Origin of the sequence: Microbispora sp. CSR-4, from assembly GCF_008033685.1 — a bacterium.
Classification (GTDB): Bacteria; Actinomycetota; Actinomycetes; order Streptosporangiales; family Streptosporangiaceae; genus Microbispora.
In genome coordinates, this window is sequence record NZ_VJVX01000044.1 from 57,525 (window position 1) to 74,700 (window position 17,176).

Consider the following 17,176-nt stretch of genomic DNA (forward strand, 5'->3'; position numbering starts at 1 on the left):
CATCAGGGTGCCGATGGTAGAGGCGGGCCGTCCGGGGCACGGCGGGTTTTCCCAACTCCAGACCCGACTTCAGGCCCGGCCGCCGATCCCGGCCCGGCGACCCGTACCCGGCTCTCGCCGGAGATCGCGCGGGACGGTCAGCGGGCCGTGACGGCGATCGTGTGGAAGCCGGTGGCGCCGTCGGGGGCGGGCGGGGCCTCCTCCGAGGTCTGGGTGTAGCCGGTCGCGTCGGTGGCCCGCACGGAGATCGTGTGCCGGCCCCGCGTCAGGTCGAGGTCGAGCGACCACTGCCGCCAGGTGTCGGGCCCGGGGACCTGCGCGAGTTTCGCCTGCTGCCACGCGCCGCCGTCCACCCGGACCTCCACCGCGTCGATGCCGCGGTGCTGGGCCCAGGCGACGCCCGCCACGGTCGTACGGCCCGCCGTGACGTCGTCCCCGTCACGGGGCAGGTCGATCCTCGACTGGGTCTTGATCGGGCCCTTGGGAGCCCAGCCGCGCGGCGTCCAGTAGGCCTCCTCCTGGTCGAACCGGGTGACCCTGATCTCGGTGACCCACTTCGTCGCCGACACATATCCGTACAGTCCGGGCACGACCTGGCGGACCGGGAAGCCGTGGGCCTCCGGGAGCACCTCGCCGTTCATGGCGACGGCGAGCAGCGCGTCGCGGCCGTCCATGACCACGTCGACCGGCGTGCCGCAGGTCCAGCCGTCCTGGGAGACGCTGAGCAGCATGTCGGCATCGCGCCTGATCCCGGCCTCGCGCAACACGTCGGCGAGCCGGGTGCCGAGCCAGCGGGCGTTGCCGATGTACGGCCCGCCGACGTCGTTGGACACGCAGGTCAGGGTGACGTCCGCTTCCATGAAAGGGCGTTTGAGCAGGTCGGCGAAGGTCAGCTCGACCGGCCTGTCCACCAGCCCGTGGATTTTCAACGTCCATCGGGCCGGGTCCACCGACGGCACGACGAGTGCGGTGTCCACACGGTAGAAATCCGCGTTGGGGGTGACGAACGGCGAGAGGCCGGGAATGCGCAGGTCCGCCCCCGCGGGGATCGGCGCGGCCGGGCGGGCCGCGCGCGGCAGCATCCTGGACACGCCGCGGCGGGCCAGTTCGGCGTCCTTGGAGCCCTTCAGCAGCCATCCGCCGAACCCGGCGACGCCCGCCACCGCGACCCCCGCGGCCGCCCCGGTCAGCAGCCTGCGCCGGTCGAAGACGTACGGCACGGCGTCCGATTCCGCACCGGATCCCGTGCCCGAGCCCGCACCGGATCCCGTGCCCGGCCGCATGACGGCCGGCATGGCGGGCGCCGGGCCGGCCGACCGACCCTGCGACGGTGCCGTCGACCGGCCGGGCGACGGCGCGAGACCGGTCTCCGCCGCGTGGCTCTCCTCGCCCACGCTCGCGACCCACGCGCCCTCTACCGCCGTGCCCGCTGCCGCCGCGCCCTCTACCGCCGTGCCCGATGCCGCCGTGCCCGCTGCCTCCGTGCCCGATGCCGCCGTGCCCGATGCCTCCGTGCCCGATGCCGCCGTGCCCGATGCCTCCGTGCGCTCTGCCGGTGCGGGCGCCGTCAGGACCCTGGCGGGCGCGGCGCGGTCGGCGGCCCGGCTTGCGGCGACATAGTCCTCCTCGCCGCTGCTCAGGGCGCGGCGCTTCAGGCGCGGCAGTGTCCACGCGCCGGCCGCGGCGCCGATGAGCGAGGGCAGGACGTGCGCCACCCCGGCGTCCGGCCGGGACAGCGCCGCGGCGGCGCCGACGAGGCCGAACACGGCCAGGCCCAGCGTGCCGTACGCCGTCCTGCGGCGGGCGAGCAGGCCGAGACCCGCGGCGACGAGGGCGAGCACGACGACGATGCCGCCGAGCAGGACCGGCTTGTCGTTGGAGCCGAAGGTGCTGATCGCCCATTCCTTGAGACCGGCGGGCGTGGAGTCGATCATCGCGCCGCCCACGGCGACGACCGGCGCGGCGCCGGGATCGATCAGACCGGCGACGATCTGGGCCACCCCGAGCGCCACCACGCCGGCGACGAGGCCGGTCAGCGCGGCCGCCCAGGCGGGCATGCGGGTGCCTGCTGCGTTCACATCCTGAACGCTACGCCCGTCCGCCCGCCCGGGTCTTACGACGTGATTACGAGAGGTGTTACGAGACCACCTGGGCGATCACCGGGGCGATGGCCCGGAACGCCTTGCCGCGGTGGCTGATCGCGTCCTTCTCCTCGGCCGTCATCTCGGCGGTCGTACGGGTGTCGCCGTCCGGCACGAAGATCGGGTCGTAGCCGAAGCCGCCGGTGCCGCGCCGCTCGCGGATGAGATGGCCGTGCACGGCCCCCTCCACCACGTGCTCCTCCCCCGTCGGCAGCGCGAGCGCGGCCGAGCACGCGAAGTGGGCCTGGCGGCGGCCGTCCGGCACGTCGGCGATCTGCGCGAGCAGCAGGTCGAGGTTGGCGTCGTCGTCGCCGTGACGCCCCGACCAGCGGGCGGAGAAGATGCCCGGCATGCCGTTCAGCGCGTCGACGCACAGGCCGGAGTCGTCCGCGATGGCGGGCAGGCCGCTGGCGGAGGCGATCGCGTGGGCCTTGAGCAGCGCGTTCTCCGCGAACGTGAGCCCGGTCTCGGCCACGTCGCCGATGTGCGGGAACCCCTCGAGGCCGACGAGCTCGACCGGCACACCGGCGTCGGCGAGGATCCGGCGCAGCTCCACGATCTTCCCGGTGTTCCGGGTGGCGAGGATCGCCTTGTTCATGCTGTCGATCTCCCGTGGATCAGGCGAGGGCCTCGGCCTGCAGGCGGGTGAGCTCCGCGCAGCCGGCCGCGGCGAGGTCGAGCAGGCCGTTGAGCGCCGTCCGGTCGAACGGCGTGCCCTCGGCGGTTCCCTGCACCTCGACGAAGTCGCCCCTGCCGGTCATCACCACGTTCATGTCGGTCTCGGCCTTGACGTCCTCGCTGTAGTCGAGGTCGAGCATCGGCTCGGTGCCGACGACGCCGACGGAGACCGCGGCGACCGAGTTGACCAGGGGGTCGCCGGGGCACATCCGGCGCTGCCGCATCCAGGCGATCGCGTCGGCGAGGGCGACGTACGCTCCGGTGATGGCGGCGGTGCGGGTGCCGCCGTCGGCCTGCAGCACGTCGCAGTCGAGCACGACGGAGTTCTCCCCCAGGGCCTTGTAGTCGACGCAGGCCCGCAGGGACCTGCCGATCAGGCGGGAGATCTCGTGGGTGCGCCCGCCGATCTTGCCGCGGACCGACTCGCGGTCGTTGCGGGTGTTCGTCGACCGGGGCAGCATGGCGTATTCGGCCGTCACCCAGCCGAGACCGCTGCCCTTGCGCCAGCGGGGCACGCCGCTTTCCACCGTCGCGGCGCACAACACCTTGGTGCCGCCGAACTCCACCAGTACGGAACCCTCCGCGTGGGCGAGCCAGTTCCGGGTGATGGTCACGGGGCGAAGCTGGTCGGAACGACGACCGTATGAACGAGCCATACGGGTCACCCTAGGTCATACACGGCCCCGCTCCGTGCCAACTCCATCGGCCCGGCGAAGCCGCCCCGCGAGGCGTCCTCCAGAATGCGCGACTTGTCGTACCACGGGACGAGATGGGTGAGGACGAGCGCGCCGGCCTCGGCGCGGGCGGCGTGCTCGGCCGCCTGCCTGCCGCTCAAATGCAGGCCGGGGGTCAGGCCCGGCTGATCGAGGAAGGACGCCTCGCACAGCAGCACGTCGGCCTCGTGGGCCAGCTTGACCAGCTCGGCCGACTCGCCGGTGTCGGCCGAGTAGGCGACGGAGCGGCCCTGGTGGGTGACGCGGAAGCCGTAGGTCTCCACGGGGTGGTTCATCGGGGCCGCCGTCACCTCGAACGGGCCGACGTGCCGGGTGCCGGGCGACAGCCGCACGAAGTCGAAGGAGGTCTCAAGCACGGGCTCGTCCGGCATCGCGTACGCCGCGTTGAGCCGCTTGGAGGCGCCCGCGGGGGCGTGCACGGGCACCTTGGGCAGGGGGCCGTCGGGGGTGTAGGTGCGCACGACGTGATAGGCGCACAGGTCGAGGCAGTGGTCGGCGTGCAGATGGGACAGGAGGATGGCGTCGACGTCGTAGAGCCCGGCGTGCCGCTGGAGCGGGCCCAGCGAGCCGTTGCCGAAGTCCATCAGCAGCCGGAAGCCCTCGGCCTCGAAGAGGTAGCAGGAGGCCGGACTGTCGGGGCCGGGGAAGCTGCCCGAGCACCCGATGATCGTCAACTTCATCGCGAACTCCCTACGCCGCTGACGTCGCCGATGCCGGAGGCGGTCCGCTCCACCGACTGGAGCTCGGGACCGAGGAAGCGCTGCCCGAGCCGTTCGAACAGCTCGGTGTCGCCGGTCGCGCGGAAGCGGTGCCGCGGCTCGCCCGCGCCGTTGGACAGCCCGCGGTCGTGCAGGACGCGGTAGACGTCCTTGGCCGTCTCCTCGGCGCTGGACACCAGCGTGACCCCGTCCCCTGCGACGTACGACAGGGCTCCGGTGAGCAGCGGATAGTGCGTGCAGCCGAGGATCAGCGTGTCGCACCCCGCGTCCTGGATCGGCTTGAGATAGCCCGTGACCACCTCGATCAGCTCCTCGCTCATCGTCTCGCCCCGTTCGACGAACTCCACGAGCAGGGGCGCGGCCACCGCGACCAGCTCGACGTCGGGGGCGGCGGCGAAGGCGTCGTGGTAGGCCATCGACTCGATCGTGGCCCGGGTGGCGATCACACCGACCTTGCCGTTCCTCGTGGCCCGCACTGCCCGCCGGGTGGCGGGCTGGATCACCTCGACGACCGGGACGTCGTAGCGCTCCCTGGCGTCCCTGAGCACGGCCGAGCTGGCGCTGTTGCACGCGATGACCAGCATCTTCACGTCGTGCTCTACCAGGTGGTCCATGACCTCCAGCGCGTATGCGCGGAGCTCGGCGATGCTCTTGGGTCCGTACGGCTGGTGGGCCGTGTCGGCCACGTAGAAGATCGATTCATGGGGCAGCTGGTCGATGATCGCCCGGGCGACGGTCAGGCCGCCCACCCCGCTGTCAAAGATCCCGATCGCCCGGGTGTTGTCCTCCGGCACGCTTCCCAAGGTTAGGGGACTGATCCCCGCCGCAGACGGTAAGAATGCTCACATCGCGCGCCGGGCGGCGGTGACGTACGGTCTAGCCCCGGCCCAGGCGCGCGATCTGGCGCGACTGGGCGACGAGCCGGCCCGCCGAGTCCCACACCTCGACCTCCTCGTCGAACCAGCCGTCGCTGATCAGGCGTCCGCCGCCGATCAGGGTCAGCCACCCCGGCGCGGGCAGGGCCCGCAGGTGCCAGGTCAGCTCCACCGTCGGGGCCCAGCCCCGCGCCCCCGCCGAGAACACGACCGGCGGCAGCGCGTCCACCGCCAGCGCCAGCACGTACGGGTCGGGGTCCTGCGGCTCCACCAGCCGGAAGTACGCCCGCGACTCGGGCCGTCCGGTCGGCGCGCCGGTGAGCCAGCCGATCGTGGGCGGGTCGAAGGCGAGCTCCATCCGGGCGCTGAGGTTCATGTTCGACTCGGGCTTGGGCTGGGGCAGGCGCACACAGTCGGCCAGGTCCGGCATGACGGCCGACGGGCCGTCCGCCCAGTCGGGGGCCGCCTCCTCGTTGAGCGTGGCGGTCGTGACGAGCATCTCGATGAACGACTCGCCGTCCTGGACGAGCCGCGCCCGGGTCATCGTCGCCGTACGGCCCGTCTTGAGCGGTTCGAGCAGCACCCGGGCCGGGCCCGGCCTGGCCACGCGAAGGAACTGGGCGCTCGTCGAAATCGGGTGCGCGTGCGGCGAGGCGTCCACCACGGCGCGCAGCATCGTGGCCATGAGATAGCCGCCGTTGAGCGGCCCTCCGATGGAGTATCCGTCGTCGAGACACACGTCGTAAGTGGTGTCGTCGACCCGGATGGCCTGCGTCGCCTCGTCGAACTTGGTCATGCGCCCCTCGCCGCTCTACCGAATAATGTTCTGCTCATTACTGTAGCGTGGCACTCCGGCGGATCCCACGGCTCACTCGCGTGAGCCTGCTCACGCGAACGGGCCGGGCGCGCAGGGCCGGGCGCGCGGCTCGCGTGGCCGGCTCCGCACGGCGGGCTCGCATCGCGGGCCCGCGCGCGGCGGCTCGGGCGCGGCCGGCTTGCATCGCGGGCCGGTGGGCTCGGGCGCGGTCGGCCTCGCTCGACAGGCTGGCCGGGCCGGGGCGCGGCGGCTCGGGCGCGGCGGCACGCATCGCCGGGCCCACCTGGCCTGGCCGCGGCGGGCTCGCGGTCAAGTGGGCTGCAAGCGCACCGCTACCGGCCGCGCCTACCTTCACGGCGTACCTGACGACGACGCCTGTGAGTGAGCCCCGATGTCCTCCTCCCCCAACCCCCCGGGCCCGTGGCGGCCGGGCGACGAGCCCGACCTCGACCGCACCGTCGCCTATCGCATTCCCCGCGCCGCCGCGAGCGAGGCGCACACCGTGCGGCTGCCGTCCTGGACGGAGCCCGAGGAGATCGGCTTCGCCACCGTGGTCGGCCCGCCCGCGCCGCCTCCCGGACAGGGCAGGCGGGGACGCGGCTGGATCATCGCGCTGGTGGCCGCCGTGCTCGTCGGGGTGGTCGCCGGCGGCGGCGTGTGGGCCGCATCGAAGCTCAGCGGCGGCGGCACGCAGCCGCAGGACGTGCTGCCCGCGAACGCGATGGCCTACGTGCGGCTCGACCTCGACCCGTCGGCCGGGCAGAAGCTCGCGTTGTTCGGCATCGCCCGCAAGTTCTCCGCCACACGCGACGCCTTCGGCGGGGACGACCCCCGCGAGGCCCTGGTCACCGCGCTGCAGAAGGACGACCCCGAGCTGTCGAAGATCGACTACTCCAGAGACGTCGAACCCTGGCTCGGCGACCGCGTCGGCCTCGCCGTGCTCCCCGGGGACGGCGGCGGCGACCCCGTCGGGGCGCTCGCCGTACAGGTGAAGGACGAGGCGGCGGCCCGGGCCGGCATCGCCAAGCTGGGCCTCGGCAGCAAGGGCGGCCTGGCGTTCCGCGACGGGTACGCCGTCATCGCGACGAGCCAGAAGCTGGCCGACGAGTACGTCAAGGCGGCGCCGCTGTCCGGTGATCCGCACTTCGCCGCCGACCTCGGCGCGCTGGGCGAGCAGGGCGTGCTGTCGTTCTGGATGGACGTGGAGAAGGTCGCCGACGCCGGCTGGAGCGAGGTCGCGGCGACGCCCGTGCTGGAGCAGATCAAGGGCATGCGGTTCGCCGGCGCCCTCCGGTTCTCCGGGGACTACGCCGAGCTGGCCGGGATCACCCGCGGCGGCACGGCCATGCGGGGCAGGCCCGAACCGGTGAACATCGGCGAGCTGCCCGCCTCCACGGTCGCGGCGGCCTCGGTCTCCGGCCTGGGCGACCTGCTGCGCGAGCAGTGGCCGTCCATCGAGCAGGCGGCGAGCGACCAGGGCGGCGCCATGGTCAGGCAGGCCCTCGACGAGGCGCGGGCGCAATATGGCCTGTCCCTGCCGGACGACCTCGCGACGCTGCTCGGCCGCACGTTCACGCTCGCCCTGGACGAGCAGGACCTCGACGGCGCGCTGCCCAGGGCCGGCGCCGTGGTCACGACGGACACCGCCAAGGCACGCGAGGTGGTCGACCGGCTCAGGGCCCATCTGAACGGCATGGAGAGGTCCGCCGACATCGCCACCGCGGAGGGCGACGGGCGGTTCGTGATCGCGAGCACCCAGGAGTACGCCGACGCGCTCAACGGCGGCGGCACGCTCGGTGAGAGCGAGACCTTCCGCCTGGCCGTCCCGGACGCCGCGAACGCCACCTACGCCGTGTACGCCGACCTGAACCGGCTGGAGAAGCTCTACCTGCGCGGACTGAACGACCAGGAGCGCGCCGACGTGGAGAAGCTGCGGGCGGTCGGCCTGAGCGGCACCCACGGCGAGGACGGCTCGACCTTCACCCTCCGGGTCGTGTTCGACTGAACCCCATACTCCGGCTCACCCCGATACTCCGGCTCACCCCGATACTCCGGCTCACCCCGATACTCCGGCTCACCCCGATACTCCGGCTCACCCCATACTCCGGCTCATCCCGTCCGAACCGGATCTCCGGCCCACCCATGCCGGAGCGGGCGGGGTGAGCCGGTCGGCGTCCGACGGTGATCAGGCCCAGAGCTGGCCTTCGAGCCGGTCCTCCGCCTCGTCGAGGGTTCCCTCGTACGCGCCGGTGGACAGGTATTTCCAGCCGCCGTCGGCCACGATGAACACGATGTCGGCCCGCTCGCCCGCCTGTACGGCCTTGCGGGCCATGCCGATGGCGGCGTGCAGGGCGCAGCCCGTCGAGATGCCCGCGAAGATGCCCTCCGCCGCCAGCAGCTCGCGCGTACGGCGCAGCGCGTCGGCCGAGGTCACCGAGTAGCGCGTGGTCAGCACGGACGCGTCGTACAGCTCGGGCACGAAGCCCTCGTCCACGTTGCGCAGGCCGTAGACCAGCTCGCCATATCGCGGCTCGGCGGCCACGATCTTCACGTCCGGCACGTGCTCGCGCAGGTAGCGGCCGACGCCCATGAGCGTGCCGGTCGTGCCGAGCCCCGCGACGAAGTGGGTCACGGTCGGCAGGTCAGCGAGGATCTCCGGCCCGGTCGACTCGTAGTGGGAGCGCCAGTTGGCCGGGTTGCCGTACTGGTAGAGCATCACCCAGTCGGGGTGCTCGGCCGCGAGGCCCTTGGCCACCCGCACGGCCTCGTTGGAGCCGCCCGCGGCCGGCGAGGAGATGATCTCGGCGCCCCACATGCGCAGGAGCTGGCGGCGCTCCTCGGAGGTGTTCTCCGGCATGACGCAGATCAGCTTGTAGCCCTTGAGCCGGGCCGACATCGCCAGCGAGATGCCGGTGTTGCCGGAGGTCGGCTCCAGGATCGTGCAGCCCGGCGTGAGCAGCCCGTCCTTCTCGGCCTGCTCGATCATCCACAGCGCCGGCCGGTCCTTGACCGACCCGGTCGGGTTGCGGTCCTCCAGCTTCGCCCAGATCCGTACGTCGGGAGACGGCGAAAGCCGGGGCAGGCCCACCAGCGGGGTGCGCCCGACCGAGTCGATCAACGAGTCGAAGCGCATCTAGCGCGCTCCACCCGCGACGGCCGGGAGCACGGTCACGGTGTCGCCGTCGGCGACAGGGGTGCCGAGCCCACCGAGGAAGCGTACGTCCTCGTCGTTGAGGTAGACGTTGACGAAGCGGCGCAGCCCGGTCTCGTCCACCAGCCGGTCCTTCAGGCCGGGGTGGCGCGACTCCAGGTCGCCGATCAGCTCTTCGAGGGTCGCTCCCTTGGCGTTGACCGCCTTGGCGCCATCGGTGTAGCTGCGGAGGATCGTAGGAATGCGGACCTCGATGGCCATGTCGGCTCAATCTCCTTGATCAGTGGTCGTCGTTATGGTGGGGCGTCCTCCTGCTCTGAACATGGACAGGAGGACGGCGATTCCAGCGGCCTTCTTCCCCCGACGCCGCGTGGGCGGCCGGGTTCAGCGACAGTCGTAGACGACGACAGACGGCGTGTGCGCGAAGAGGAACGCCTGAACAGGAGATTCCGGGCGCACCCGGCGCGACAGGACAGCCGGTGACGACACAGGACGAGCGTCATCGTTAGCCATGGTTCAAGTTTAACCGTACGACTCTACGATCTTGACTTCCTCCTCGGTCACGACGCCGTCCACGATCCGGTAGGACCGGAAGGGCGTCTCCTCCTCGGAGGCGGTCGACACCAGCACATAGTGGGCGTCGGGCTCGGAGGCGTAGCTGATGTCCGTACGCGACGGGTACGCCTCGGTGGCGGTGTGGGAGTGGTAGATCACGACAGGCACCTCGTCGCGGTCGTCCATCTCCCGCCACACACGGAACTGCTCCATCGAGTCGAACCGGTAGAACGTCGGCGAGCGCTCGGCGTTCTCCATGGGGACGAACCGCTCGGGACGGTCGGATCCGGCGGGCCCGGCCACGACACCGCACGCCTCGTCGGGGTGGTCGGCCCGGGCATGGGCCACGATCTTGTCGACCAGCTCGCGTGAGATCGTCAGCATGCTGCGAAACCTACCAAAGCGCCCTGACAAGGGTGTCCTGCAGGTAGGTCAGCCAGTCGTAGGTCACGTACGCCGGATAGCGGGGGTCGTCCTCGGACATCGAGGCGATCTCCTCGTGGACCTCCTCGGTGACCTCCAGCCGCACGCCGAGCGCGAGACGGACGTCGTTGAGCGCCCGCAGCCACGCCTGCCCCTGCTCGGCGGTCAGCGTCAGCAGCCCCGGCTCCGCGGTCTCCAGCAGCGTGGTCGCGTCGGCCCGCTTGGCGTCGCGCAGCGTCGCCTCGGTGTAGCGCCGGAACTCCTGCGCCGCGTCCTCGTCGTCCGAGTACGCCGAGGGGAACAGCCGCGCGAGCACGGGGTCGGCGGGCGGAGCAGCCGATCCGATGCCCAGGGCGCGTTCCAGCGGGTCGTCGCCGGTGGCCCCCGGCTCGACCAGGCCGAGCACCTGCGACACCAGCGAGCGCAGGATCGACACCTCGCCCGCGTCGAGCTGGACGGCCACCCCGTCGCGCGTCGCCTGGAATCCCGTGCTCATCACTTGTCCTGCTGGACGGTCGCCCACAGCCCGTAGGAGTGGAGAATCTGCACGTCCCGCTCCATCTCCTCCCGGGTGCCGCTGGCGACGACGGCCTTGCCCTTGTGGTGGACGTCCATCATCAGCTTCTCGGCCTTCTGCCGGGGATAGCCGAACACGGTCTGGAAGACGTACGTGACGTACGACATCAGGTTGACCGGGTCGTTCCACACGATCGTGAGCCACGGCAGATCGGGGCGCACGTCCGACGACGGACGCTCGACCTCGGTTGGAGCTGTGCTACCCACGTACCCATCCTGCACCACGACCGTCGTAGTCTTCGACACGTGCGCACGACCACGGGCACGGCCCTGCTGACCGACCGCTACGAACTGACGATGCTCCAGGCCGCACTCGCCAGCGGTGCGGCGCATCGGCGGGTGGTCTTCGAGGTGTTCGCCCGGCGGCTGCCCGGAGGACGGCGCTACGGGGTGGTGGCCGGCACCGGGCGGTTCCTCGACGCGCTCGAGGCCTTCCGCTTCGAGGAGCGGGACATCGAGTTCCTGTGCTCCTCCGGGATCGTGGACGAGCCGACCGGCGAGTTCCTCGCGGGCTACCGCTTCTCCGGCGACGTGTACGGCTATAGCGAGGGCGAGGCGTTCTTCCCCGGCTCTCCGATCATGGTCGTGGAGGGGACGTTCGCCGAGGCCGTGCTGCTGGAGACCGTGGCGCTGTCGATCCTCAACCACGACTGCGCGATCGCGGCGGCCGCCTCGCGGATGGCCCAGGCGGCCGGCGACCGGCCGCTGATCGAGATGGGCTCGCGCCGCACCCACGAACACGCCGCGGTCGCCGCCGCCAGGGCCGCCTACCTGTGCGGCTTCGCCTCCCCCCCCACCCTCATGGCCGGCCGTCTTTACGGCGTGCCGACCGCCGGCACCGCCGCCCACGCGTTCACCCTGCTCCACGACTCGGAGGAGGACGCCTTCCGGGCACAGCTCGACTCCCTCGGTCTCGGCACCACCCTGCTCGTGGACACCTACGACGTGGCGAAGGCCGTACGGACCGCGGTGGAGCTGGCCGGGCCGGATCTCGGCGCGGTGCGCATCGACTCCGGCGACCTCGCGGTGGTCGCGGTGGAGGTGCGCCGCCTGCTCGACGAGCTGGGCGCGAACCGCACGCGGATCGTCGTCACCAGCGACCTGGACGAGTTCGCGATCGCGGCGCTGGCCGCTGCGCCGGTGGACGCCTACGGCGTCGGCACCGCCCTGTCCACGGGCTCCGGCCATCCGACGGCGAGCCTCGTCTACAAGCTCGTCGCCCGGGAGGACCACGCGGGCAGGCTCCAGCCGGTCGCCAAGGCGTCCGTAGGCAAGCCGAGCATCGGCGGGCGCAAGTGGGCCTACCGCAGGACCGTCGACGGCACCGCGACCGCCGAGATCGTCACCCGCGAACCGGTGGAGACGGACGACCGCCCCCTGCTGGCCGAACTCGTCCGGGACGGCGAGATCGTCGGCCGCGAACCCCTGACGGCCGCCCGCGACCGCCACCGGGCGACTTTGTCCGAGTTGCCACTGGAAGCGTGCAGCCTCTCCCCCGGAGACCCCGCAGTCCCTACTATCTTCAAGTGATCGCGGGGGACCGGCGCATGAGGACGACGCCGGTCCTCCGTGATCGCCACTGTGAGGTGACCCCATGAAGACCGCGCTCGTCGTCGTGGACGTGCAGAACGACTTCTGCGAGGGCGGCAGCCTGCCGGTCGGCGGCGGCTCCGAGGTGGCCGCCGCGATCAGCCGCCACATCCAGGAGCACCCGTACGACCACGTGGTCGCCACCCGCGACTACCACGTCGATCCCGGCGCCCATTTCGCGGACGAGCCCGACTTCGTGGACTCCTGGCCGCCGCACTGCGTGGCCGGCACGCCCGGCGCGGACTTCCACCCGGCCTTCGACACCTCCAAGATCGAGGAGGTCTTCAGCAAGGGCGCGCGACAGGCCGCCTACAGCGGGTTCGAGGGAACCAACGCCGACGGCGTCGGCCTGGCCCAGTGGCTGCGCGACCGCGGCGTCGAGGCCGTCGACATCGTCGGCATCGCCACCGACCACTGCGTGCGGGCCACCGCCCTCGACGCTGCGGCCGAGGGCTTCGCCGTACGGGTGCTGCTGGATCTGACGGCGGGCGTGGCCCGGGAGACGACCGAGGCGGCGCTCGCCCGCCTCGCCGAGGCCGGAGTCGAGCTCGTCGGAGAGCCCGTCCTCCGCTCCTGACCCGCTCCTGACCCGCTCCCGATCCGCGCCTGATCCGCGCCTGATCCGCGACACCGCCGAGCCGTGCGGCCGGGACACGCGCAGGACATCAATGGCTTCACCACGAAGCGTCACGGGTGTATTACCTAGAGCGACGACCCCTTCGTGGATTGGCGGCCCCGATGTTCGCGTTCCTGCTCGGCCTCAGCTGGCTCGTCCTGACCCCGGTCTGCATCTGGCTGCTCTTCGGGCGCGGCCACAAGGGCGTGCGCCGCGCCACGGGCGCGCTGACGCTCGCGGCCCTGCAGGCGATCACGATGACCGTGGGGTTCGCCCAGGAGCCCGCCCGGGTCCCCGCCCAGACGGTCGCCGTACGCGACCCGCGCGCCGACGCGAGCCGACCGGCGGACGCGCGGCCCACGCCGTCCCCCGGTGTGGCGGCGGCCGCGACGCCGTTCCCGGCACCCGGCGCCCCGCCCGCCTGCGACTCCCGCGTCCCCGACCCCCAGGCCGTACGGCTGTCGTTCCACGGCAGGGTCCTGCACGGCCTCACGGTGTTCTGGCCCGCGTCGCCCGCACAGTGCGACACCGCGACGGTGGCCGTCCACCAGGCCGGGCGCCGGCTGCGCATCTGGGTGCAGGAGGGCGGCGACGCGCGGCAGCACGAGGGAGCGCACAATGTCCCCGTACGCGTGGAGCAGGGCATGGCCTCCCTCAGCCTCCGGCTCGGCTCGGTCACCCGGAACCACCGGCGTTACGTGGCGATCAACGGCCACACCGGCGACAAGATCCCGCTGCGCTCCCGCACCTCATAGCACCGCCGCGAGGGTGAAGACCAGCCGTTCATAAATCGCGGGAAATGAGGACACGATGCACAGAACACTCGGAGCCGGGTGAATATTCGTCACACCGGTAGCGAAAAATCCCCACCCCGCCGACGGACCGCGCAAAATCCGCCGCGAACATTCCCATTCCGGCGGCCTCCGAGCTGATAGCAATTACCTCCGCACACGCACAGCGCTCTTGTTTTCCCCCCAGCGAAGCCCCCGGCTACGCTGCGAGCAGCATCGGAGGACATGCATGTTGACGCTCGAGGAACGCGTCGATCTCCTGGAGCAGGAAATGGTCAGTCTCGGCAAGAACAATCGCCTGGAGGCGACGATACGCGCCTATGACTCCCAGCAGATGGTCTGGGTCAAGATCGACGCGGTGGGCGAGCGGCTCACCCGGGTCGAGCAGATGGGCGAGCAGACGAGAACGGACATCGGCGTCCTCAAAAGCCAGATGGCCGCCGCCAGTCGCCGGTTCGACCGCGTGGATCACGAGATCGCGCGCCTGGACGGGCGCATCGACGAACTCAGCAATCGGGTCGACACGTTGACCGGCCGGGTGGACACCCTCACCGGGGAGGTCGAGACCCTCAGAGGACACGTCGAGGTCCTGACCGGCCGAGTGGACGGCCTCACCACACGCGTGGACACACTCACCAACCGCGTCGACACCCTCACCGGGCAGGTGAACGTGCTCACCGCTCGTGTCGACGGGCTCACCGGTCAGGTCGAGGCCCTGACCGGCCGCGTCGACGGCCTCACCACCCGGGTCGACGCGATGAGCGGCCAGGTGACCACACTGACGGAACAGGTCGACGGCATGGCCGACCACCTCCGCAGGATGACCGACATGAACAAGACGATGTTCAACTCGGTCCTGACCCGGCTGGAAGATGTGTACGCCCAGATCCGGATGAGAAACTTCGCCGACCGACCGGCCCCTCGGCGCGTGGAGGATGCCGAGGACGGCGGAGCGGAGGCGTCCGCCTGATCGACCCGGCCCGGAATCCGGAGCCCGGGGAGGGGCCCAGGCAGTGCCCGGAACGGCTTGCCGCAGGTCCTCCTGGCCCGCCCCGGGTAGCCGGCGCGACGGCACCGCGGTTCGCCGCCCCGCAGGGGACCGGCGAGCCGCGGTCCGTCACCCGTCGGGCGGCAGGCCGTCAGCAGACACCGAACGACTCTTCGGCGCACTCTGGCTGCTGCCGCCGGAGGCGCGCGTGCACGAGCCGCAGGTCATGCTCGACGGCGACCAGAGGCGCGACGCGTCGCCCGGTCCGGCGCGCTGGACCACGCGCATAGCCGTACGGCCCCGATGGAATGACCGCGAGGTCACTTGCGCTGGGTGGCCCACTTGCGGATCATCGCGATGCGCTCGCGGACCTGTTCGGCGGTGGCCTGGGCGATGGCGGGGCCCCCGCAGGCGCGGCGCAGCTCGGCGTGGATGACGCCGTGCGGCTGACCAGTGCGGTGGTTCCACGCGCCCACCAGGCCGTTCAGCTCCTTGCGGAGCTCGGCGAGCTGCTCGTGCGGCGCGAGGGCGGGGGCCTGCTCCTCGCTCTTCTTGGTCTTACGCTTGGCCGCCTGCTGGTCGGCCTGGCGCTTGCGCAGCAGTGAGGCCACCTGGTCGGGCTCCAGCAGGCCGGGTAGGCCGATGAAGTCCTCCTCCTCCGGGGAGCCGGGCGCGGCGGCGGTGCCGAACTCGCCGCCGTCGAACAGCACCCGGTCGAAGGTCGCGGACGCCTCCAGCGTCTGGAAGGGCAGCTCGTCGCCGAGCGCGTCGGGCTGCTTCTTCTCCTGCTGGGCCTGCTCAAGCAGCAGGTCGTCGAGGCCGTCCTCGTCGCGGCGGCGGCCCAGCACGTGGTCGCGCTCTTCCTCCATCTCGCCCGCCAGGCCCATGAGGACGGGCACCGAGGGCAGGAAGACCGACGCCGTCTCGCCGCGTTTGCGGGCTCGGACGAAACGCCCGACGGCCTGCGCGAAGAACAGCGGGGTCGAGGTGCTCGTGGCGTAGACCCCGACGCACAGCCGGGGAATGTCGACACCCTCGGAGACCATCCGGACCGCGACCAGCCAGCGCCGGTCGGAGGTGGCGAAGTCCTTGATCTTCTTGGACGCGCCCGGGTCGTCGGAGAGCACGACCTCGGCGCTCTCCCCGGTCACCGTGCGGATGTGCCGGGCGTAGGCGCGGGCCGCCTCGTGGTCGGAGGCGATGACCAGCCCGCCCGCGTCGGGGACGCCCCGGCGCACCTCGGTCAGGCGCCGGTCGGCCGCGTGGATGACCTGGCGGATCCAGTCGCCCTTCGGGTCGAGGGCGGCCCGCCACGCCTGCGAAAGCTGGTCCTTGGTCAGCGGCGTGCCGAGCGTGGCGGCGATCTCGTCGCCCGCGCGCGTGCGCCACTTCATCTCTCCCGAGTACGCGAGGAAGATGACCGGCCGGACGACGCCGTCGGCCAGGGCCGGGCCGTAGCCGTAGGAGTAGTCGGAGACGCTCCGCATCGCCCCCTCGCCGTCCTCCACGTAGGTGACGAACGGGATCGGGCTGTCATCGGACCGGAACGGCGTGCCGGTCAGCCCGAGTCGCCTGGTCGCGGGCTCGAACGCCTCGCGGATGCCGTCGCCCCACGATTTCGCGTCGCCGGCGTGGTGGATCTCGTCGAAGATCACCAGCGTCTTGCGCGCCTCGGTGCGGGCCCGGTGCAGCGCCGGGTGCATGGCGATCTGCGCGTAGGTGACCGCGACCCCGATGTAGTCGCGCGAGGTGGCGCCCTGGCTGTTCTTGAACTCGGGGTCGATGCTGATCCCGACCCGGGCCGCGGCGTCGGCCCACTGCCGCTTGAGGTGCTCGGTGGGGGTGACGATCGTGATGGCGCGCACGATCCCGCGGCTGAGCAGCTCGCTGGCGATCCGCAGCGCGTACGTCGTCTTGCCGGCGCCGGGTGTGGCGACGGTCAGGAAGTCGCGCGGCTCGCGGCTGAAGTAGAGGTCGTAGGCCTGCTGCTGCCATGCGCGCAGCTTGGGGGCGGTGCCCCAGGCGGCTCTGTCGGGGTAGGACGGGGAGAGGTGGGACGCGGCCGAAACGCTCAACGACGCCTCCCCGAACTCATCGGAACACTGGTGTCTCTATCGGTTCGCTCCCTCACAGTGGATTCAGACTAGCCCGCCGGACCGACAGAACGCGCCGAGCACGCGCAGCCTGGCCGGAATTCACCGGGTGTGGCGTCGAGCACAGTCGAGCACCGTCGAGCACATCGGGGCCGGCGCGATGCCGCAGGTGCGCCGCCCCGGCCGCTTCCACCCGCCACGGCCCCGGCCTGCTTTCCCGTGGCCGCCGCGTTCGTCCATCGACGGGAAGATGCTCCCGCGATGGCCGTGTCCAGCCGGCGCCTTGACGCACGAGGGCGGACAGCCCCGGGAGCCCGTCGGGCTCCGCGGCTGTCCGCCCTGAGTGCTATCTGCCAGGACCGGCCGTTACAGCGTCGTCGGCGCCGTGCAGTTGGCCGTGGACAGCGGCAGGAAGGTGCCGAGCGTCCC

General features: G+C 71.8%; 17 protein-coding genes. 5 read left to right on the top strand and 12 right to left on the bottom strand.

What is annotated here, in order from left to right; all coding sequences use genetic code 11:
- Positions 1-137: 137 nt before the first annotated feature.
- The 6 genes from FLV34_RS42730 to FLV34_RS27750 all read right to left on the bottom strand — a co-directional run bounded on the left by FLV34_RS42730 (position 138) and on the right by FLV34_RS27750 (position 5,943).
- Positions 138-2,078 carry a molybdopterin-dependent oxidoreductase gene (locus tag FLV34_RS42730; RefSeq protein WP_261985933.1) on the bottom strand — a complete coding sequence of 647 codons (1,941 nt, stop codon included), beginning with the start codon at positions 2,076-2,078 and terminating at the stop codon, positions 138-140.
- Positions 2,079-2,136: 58 nt separating this feature from the next.
- Positions 2,137-2,739: an RdgB/HAM1 family non-canonical purine NTP pyrophosphatase gene (gene rdgB / locus FLV34_RS27730; RefSeq protein WP_147944471.1), complete on the bottom strand. Its 603-nt coding sequence runs from the start codon at positions 2,737-2,739 to the stop codon at positions 2,137-2,139.
- Positions 2,740-2,758: 19 nt separating this feature from the next.
- A complete protein-coding gene (gene rph / locus FLV34_RS27735) occupies positions 2,759-3,475 on the bottom strand; it encodes a ribonuclease PH (RefSeq protein ID WP_142647101.1) in 717 nt (238 codons plus the stop codon).
- Positions 3,476-3,480: 5 nt separating this feature from the next.
- On the bottom strand, positions 3,481-4,233 hold the full coding sequence (locus FLV34_RS27740; RefSeq protein WP_142647102.1) for an MBL fold metallo-hydrolase: 753 nt from the start codon (positions 4,231-4,233) through the stop codon (positions 3,481-3,483).
- Positions 4,230-5,075 carry a glutamate racemase gene (gene murI, locus FLV34_RS27745; RefSeq protein ID WP_147944472.1) on the bottom strand — a complete coding sequence of 282 codons (846 nt, stop codon included), beginning with the start codon at positions 5,073-5,075 and terminating at the stop codon, positions 4,230-4,232. Before murI ends, FLV34_RS27740 begins: the two co-directional genes overlap by 4 nt.
- A 73-nt stretch (positions 5,076-5,148) precedes the next feature.
- Complete coding sequence (locus FLV34_RS27750) at positions 5,149-5,943, bottom strand: thioesterase family protein (RefSeq protein WP_142647104.1); 795 nt, start codon at positions 5,941-5,943, stop codon at positions 5,149-5,151.
- 412 nt (positions 5,944-6,355) lie between these two features.
- Here FLV34_RS27750 and FLV34_RS27755 point away from each other — a divergent pair, with 412 nt between their 5' ends.
- Positions 6,356-7,969, top strand: a complete 1,614-nt coding sequence (locus FLV34_RS27755; protein ID WP_147944473.1) for a DUF3352 domain-containing protein — start codon at positions 6,356-6,358, stop codon at positions 7,967-7,969.
- Positions 7,970-8,149: 180 nt separating this feature from the next.
- On the opposite strand, the gene FLV34_RS27760 is transcribed toward FLV34_RS27755, so the two are convergent.
- From FLV34_RS27760 to clpS, 5 genes are all read right to left on the bottom strand, one after another.
- The gene (locus FLV34_RS27760; protein WP_142647106.1) at positions 8,150-9,097 is read right to left on the bottom strand and encodes a PLP-dependent cysteine synthase family protein; all 948 of its coding nucleotides are present in this window, start codon (positions 9,095-9,097) and stop codon (positions 8,150-8,152) included.
- Positions 9,098-9,376 carry a MoaD/ThiS family protein gene (locus tag FLV34_RS27765; protein ID WP_142647107.1) on the bottom strand — a complete coding sequence of 93 codons (279 nt, stop codon included), beginning with the start codon at positions 9,374-9,376 and terminating at the stop codon, positions 9,098-9,100. It lies immediately after the preceding gene.
- A 261-nt stretch (positions 9,377-9,637) separates the two neighbouring features.
- Positions 9,638-10,054 (bottom strand): Mov34/MPN/PAD-1 family protein, encoded by a 417-nt coding sequence (locus FLV34_RS27770; RefSeq protein WP_142560302.1) that lies wholly within the window; start codon positions 10,052-10,054, stop codon positions 9,638-9,640.
- A 10-nt stretch (positions 10,055-10,064) separates the two neighbouring features.
- Positions 10,065-10,589 (bottom strand): DUF2017 domain-containing protein, encoded by a 525-nt coding sequence (locus tag FLV34_RS27775; RefSeq protein WP_142647109.1) that lies wholly within the window; start codon positions 10,587-10,589, stop codon positions 10,065-10,067.
- A complete protein-coding gene (clpS, locus tag FLV34_RS27780; protein ID WP_079315320.1) occupies positions 10,589-10,876 on the bottom strand; it encodes an ATP-dependent Clp protease adapter ClpS in 288 nt (95 codons plus the stop codon). The genes FLV34_RS27775 and clpS overlap by 1 nt, the downstream gene beginning before the upstream one ends.
- 39 nt (positions 10,877-10,915) lie before the next feature.
- On the opposite strand from clpS, the gene FLV34_RS27785 reads away from it, so the two are divergent.
- The 4 genes from FLV34_RS27785 (at position 10,916) to FLV34_RS27800 (ending at position 14,636) form a co-directional block, all read left to right on the top strand.
- Positions 10,916-12,199: a nicotinate phosphoribosyltransferase gene (locus FLV34_RS27785; RefSeq protein WP_147944474.1), complete on the top strand. Its 1,284-nt coding sequence runs from the start codon at positions 10,916-10,918 to the stop codon at positions 12,197-12,199.
- A gap of 64 nt (positions 12,200-12,263) precedes the next feature.
- Positions 12,264-12,836: a nicotinamidase gene (locus FLV34_RS27790; RefSeq protein WP_142647111.1), complete on the top strand. Its 573-nt coding sequence runs from the start codon at positions 12,264-12,266 to the stop codon at positions 12,834-12,836.
- A gap of 161 nt (positions 12,837-12,997) precedes the next feature.
- Positions 12,998-13,630 carry a hypothetical protein gene (locus FLV34_RS27795; RefSeq protein WP_147944475.1) on the top strand — a complete coding sequence of 211 codons (633 nt, stop codon included), beginning with the start codon at positions 12,998-13,000 and terminating at the stop codon, positions 13,628-13,630.
- Positions 13,631-13,895: 265 nt separating this feature from the next.
- Positions 13,896-14,636, top strand: coding sequence for a hypothetical protein (locus tag FLV34_RS27800; protein WP_147944476.1), 741 nt, complete (start codon positions 13,896-13,898; stop codon positions 14,634-14,636).
- 338 nt (positions 14,637-14,974) lie between these two features.
- Here FLV34_RS27800 and FLV34_RS27805 read toward each other — a convergent pair whose 3' ends face one another.
- Positions 14,975-16,729, bottom strand: coding sequence for a DEAD/DEAH box helicase (locus FLV34_RS27805; protein WP_147944477.1), 1,755 nt, complete (start codon positions 16,727-16,729; stop codon positions 14,975-14,977).
- Positions 16,730-17,176 lie beyond the last annotated feature (447 nt).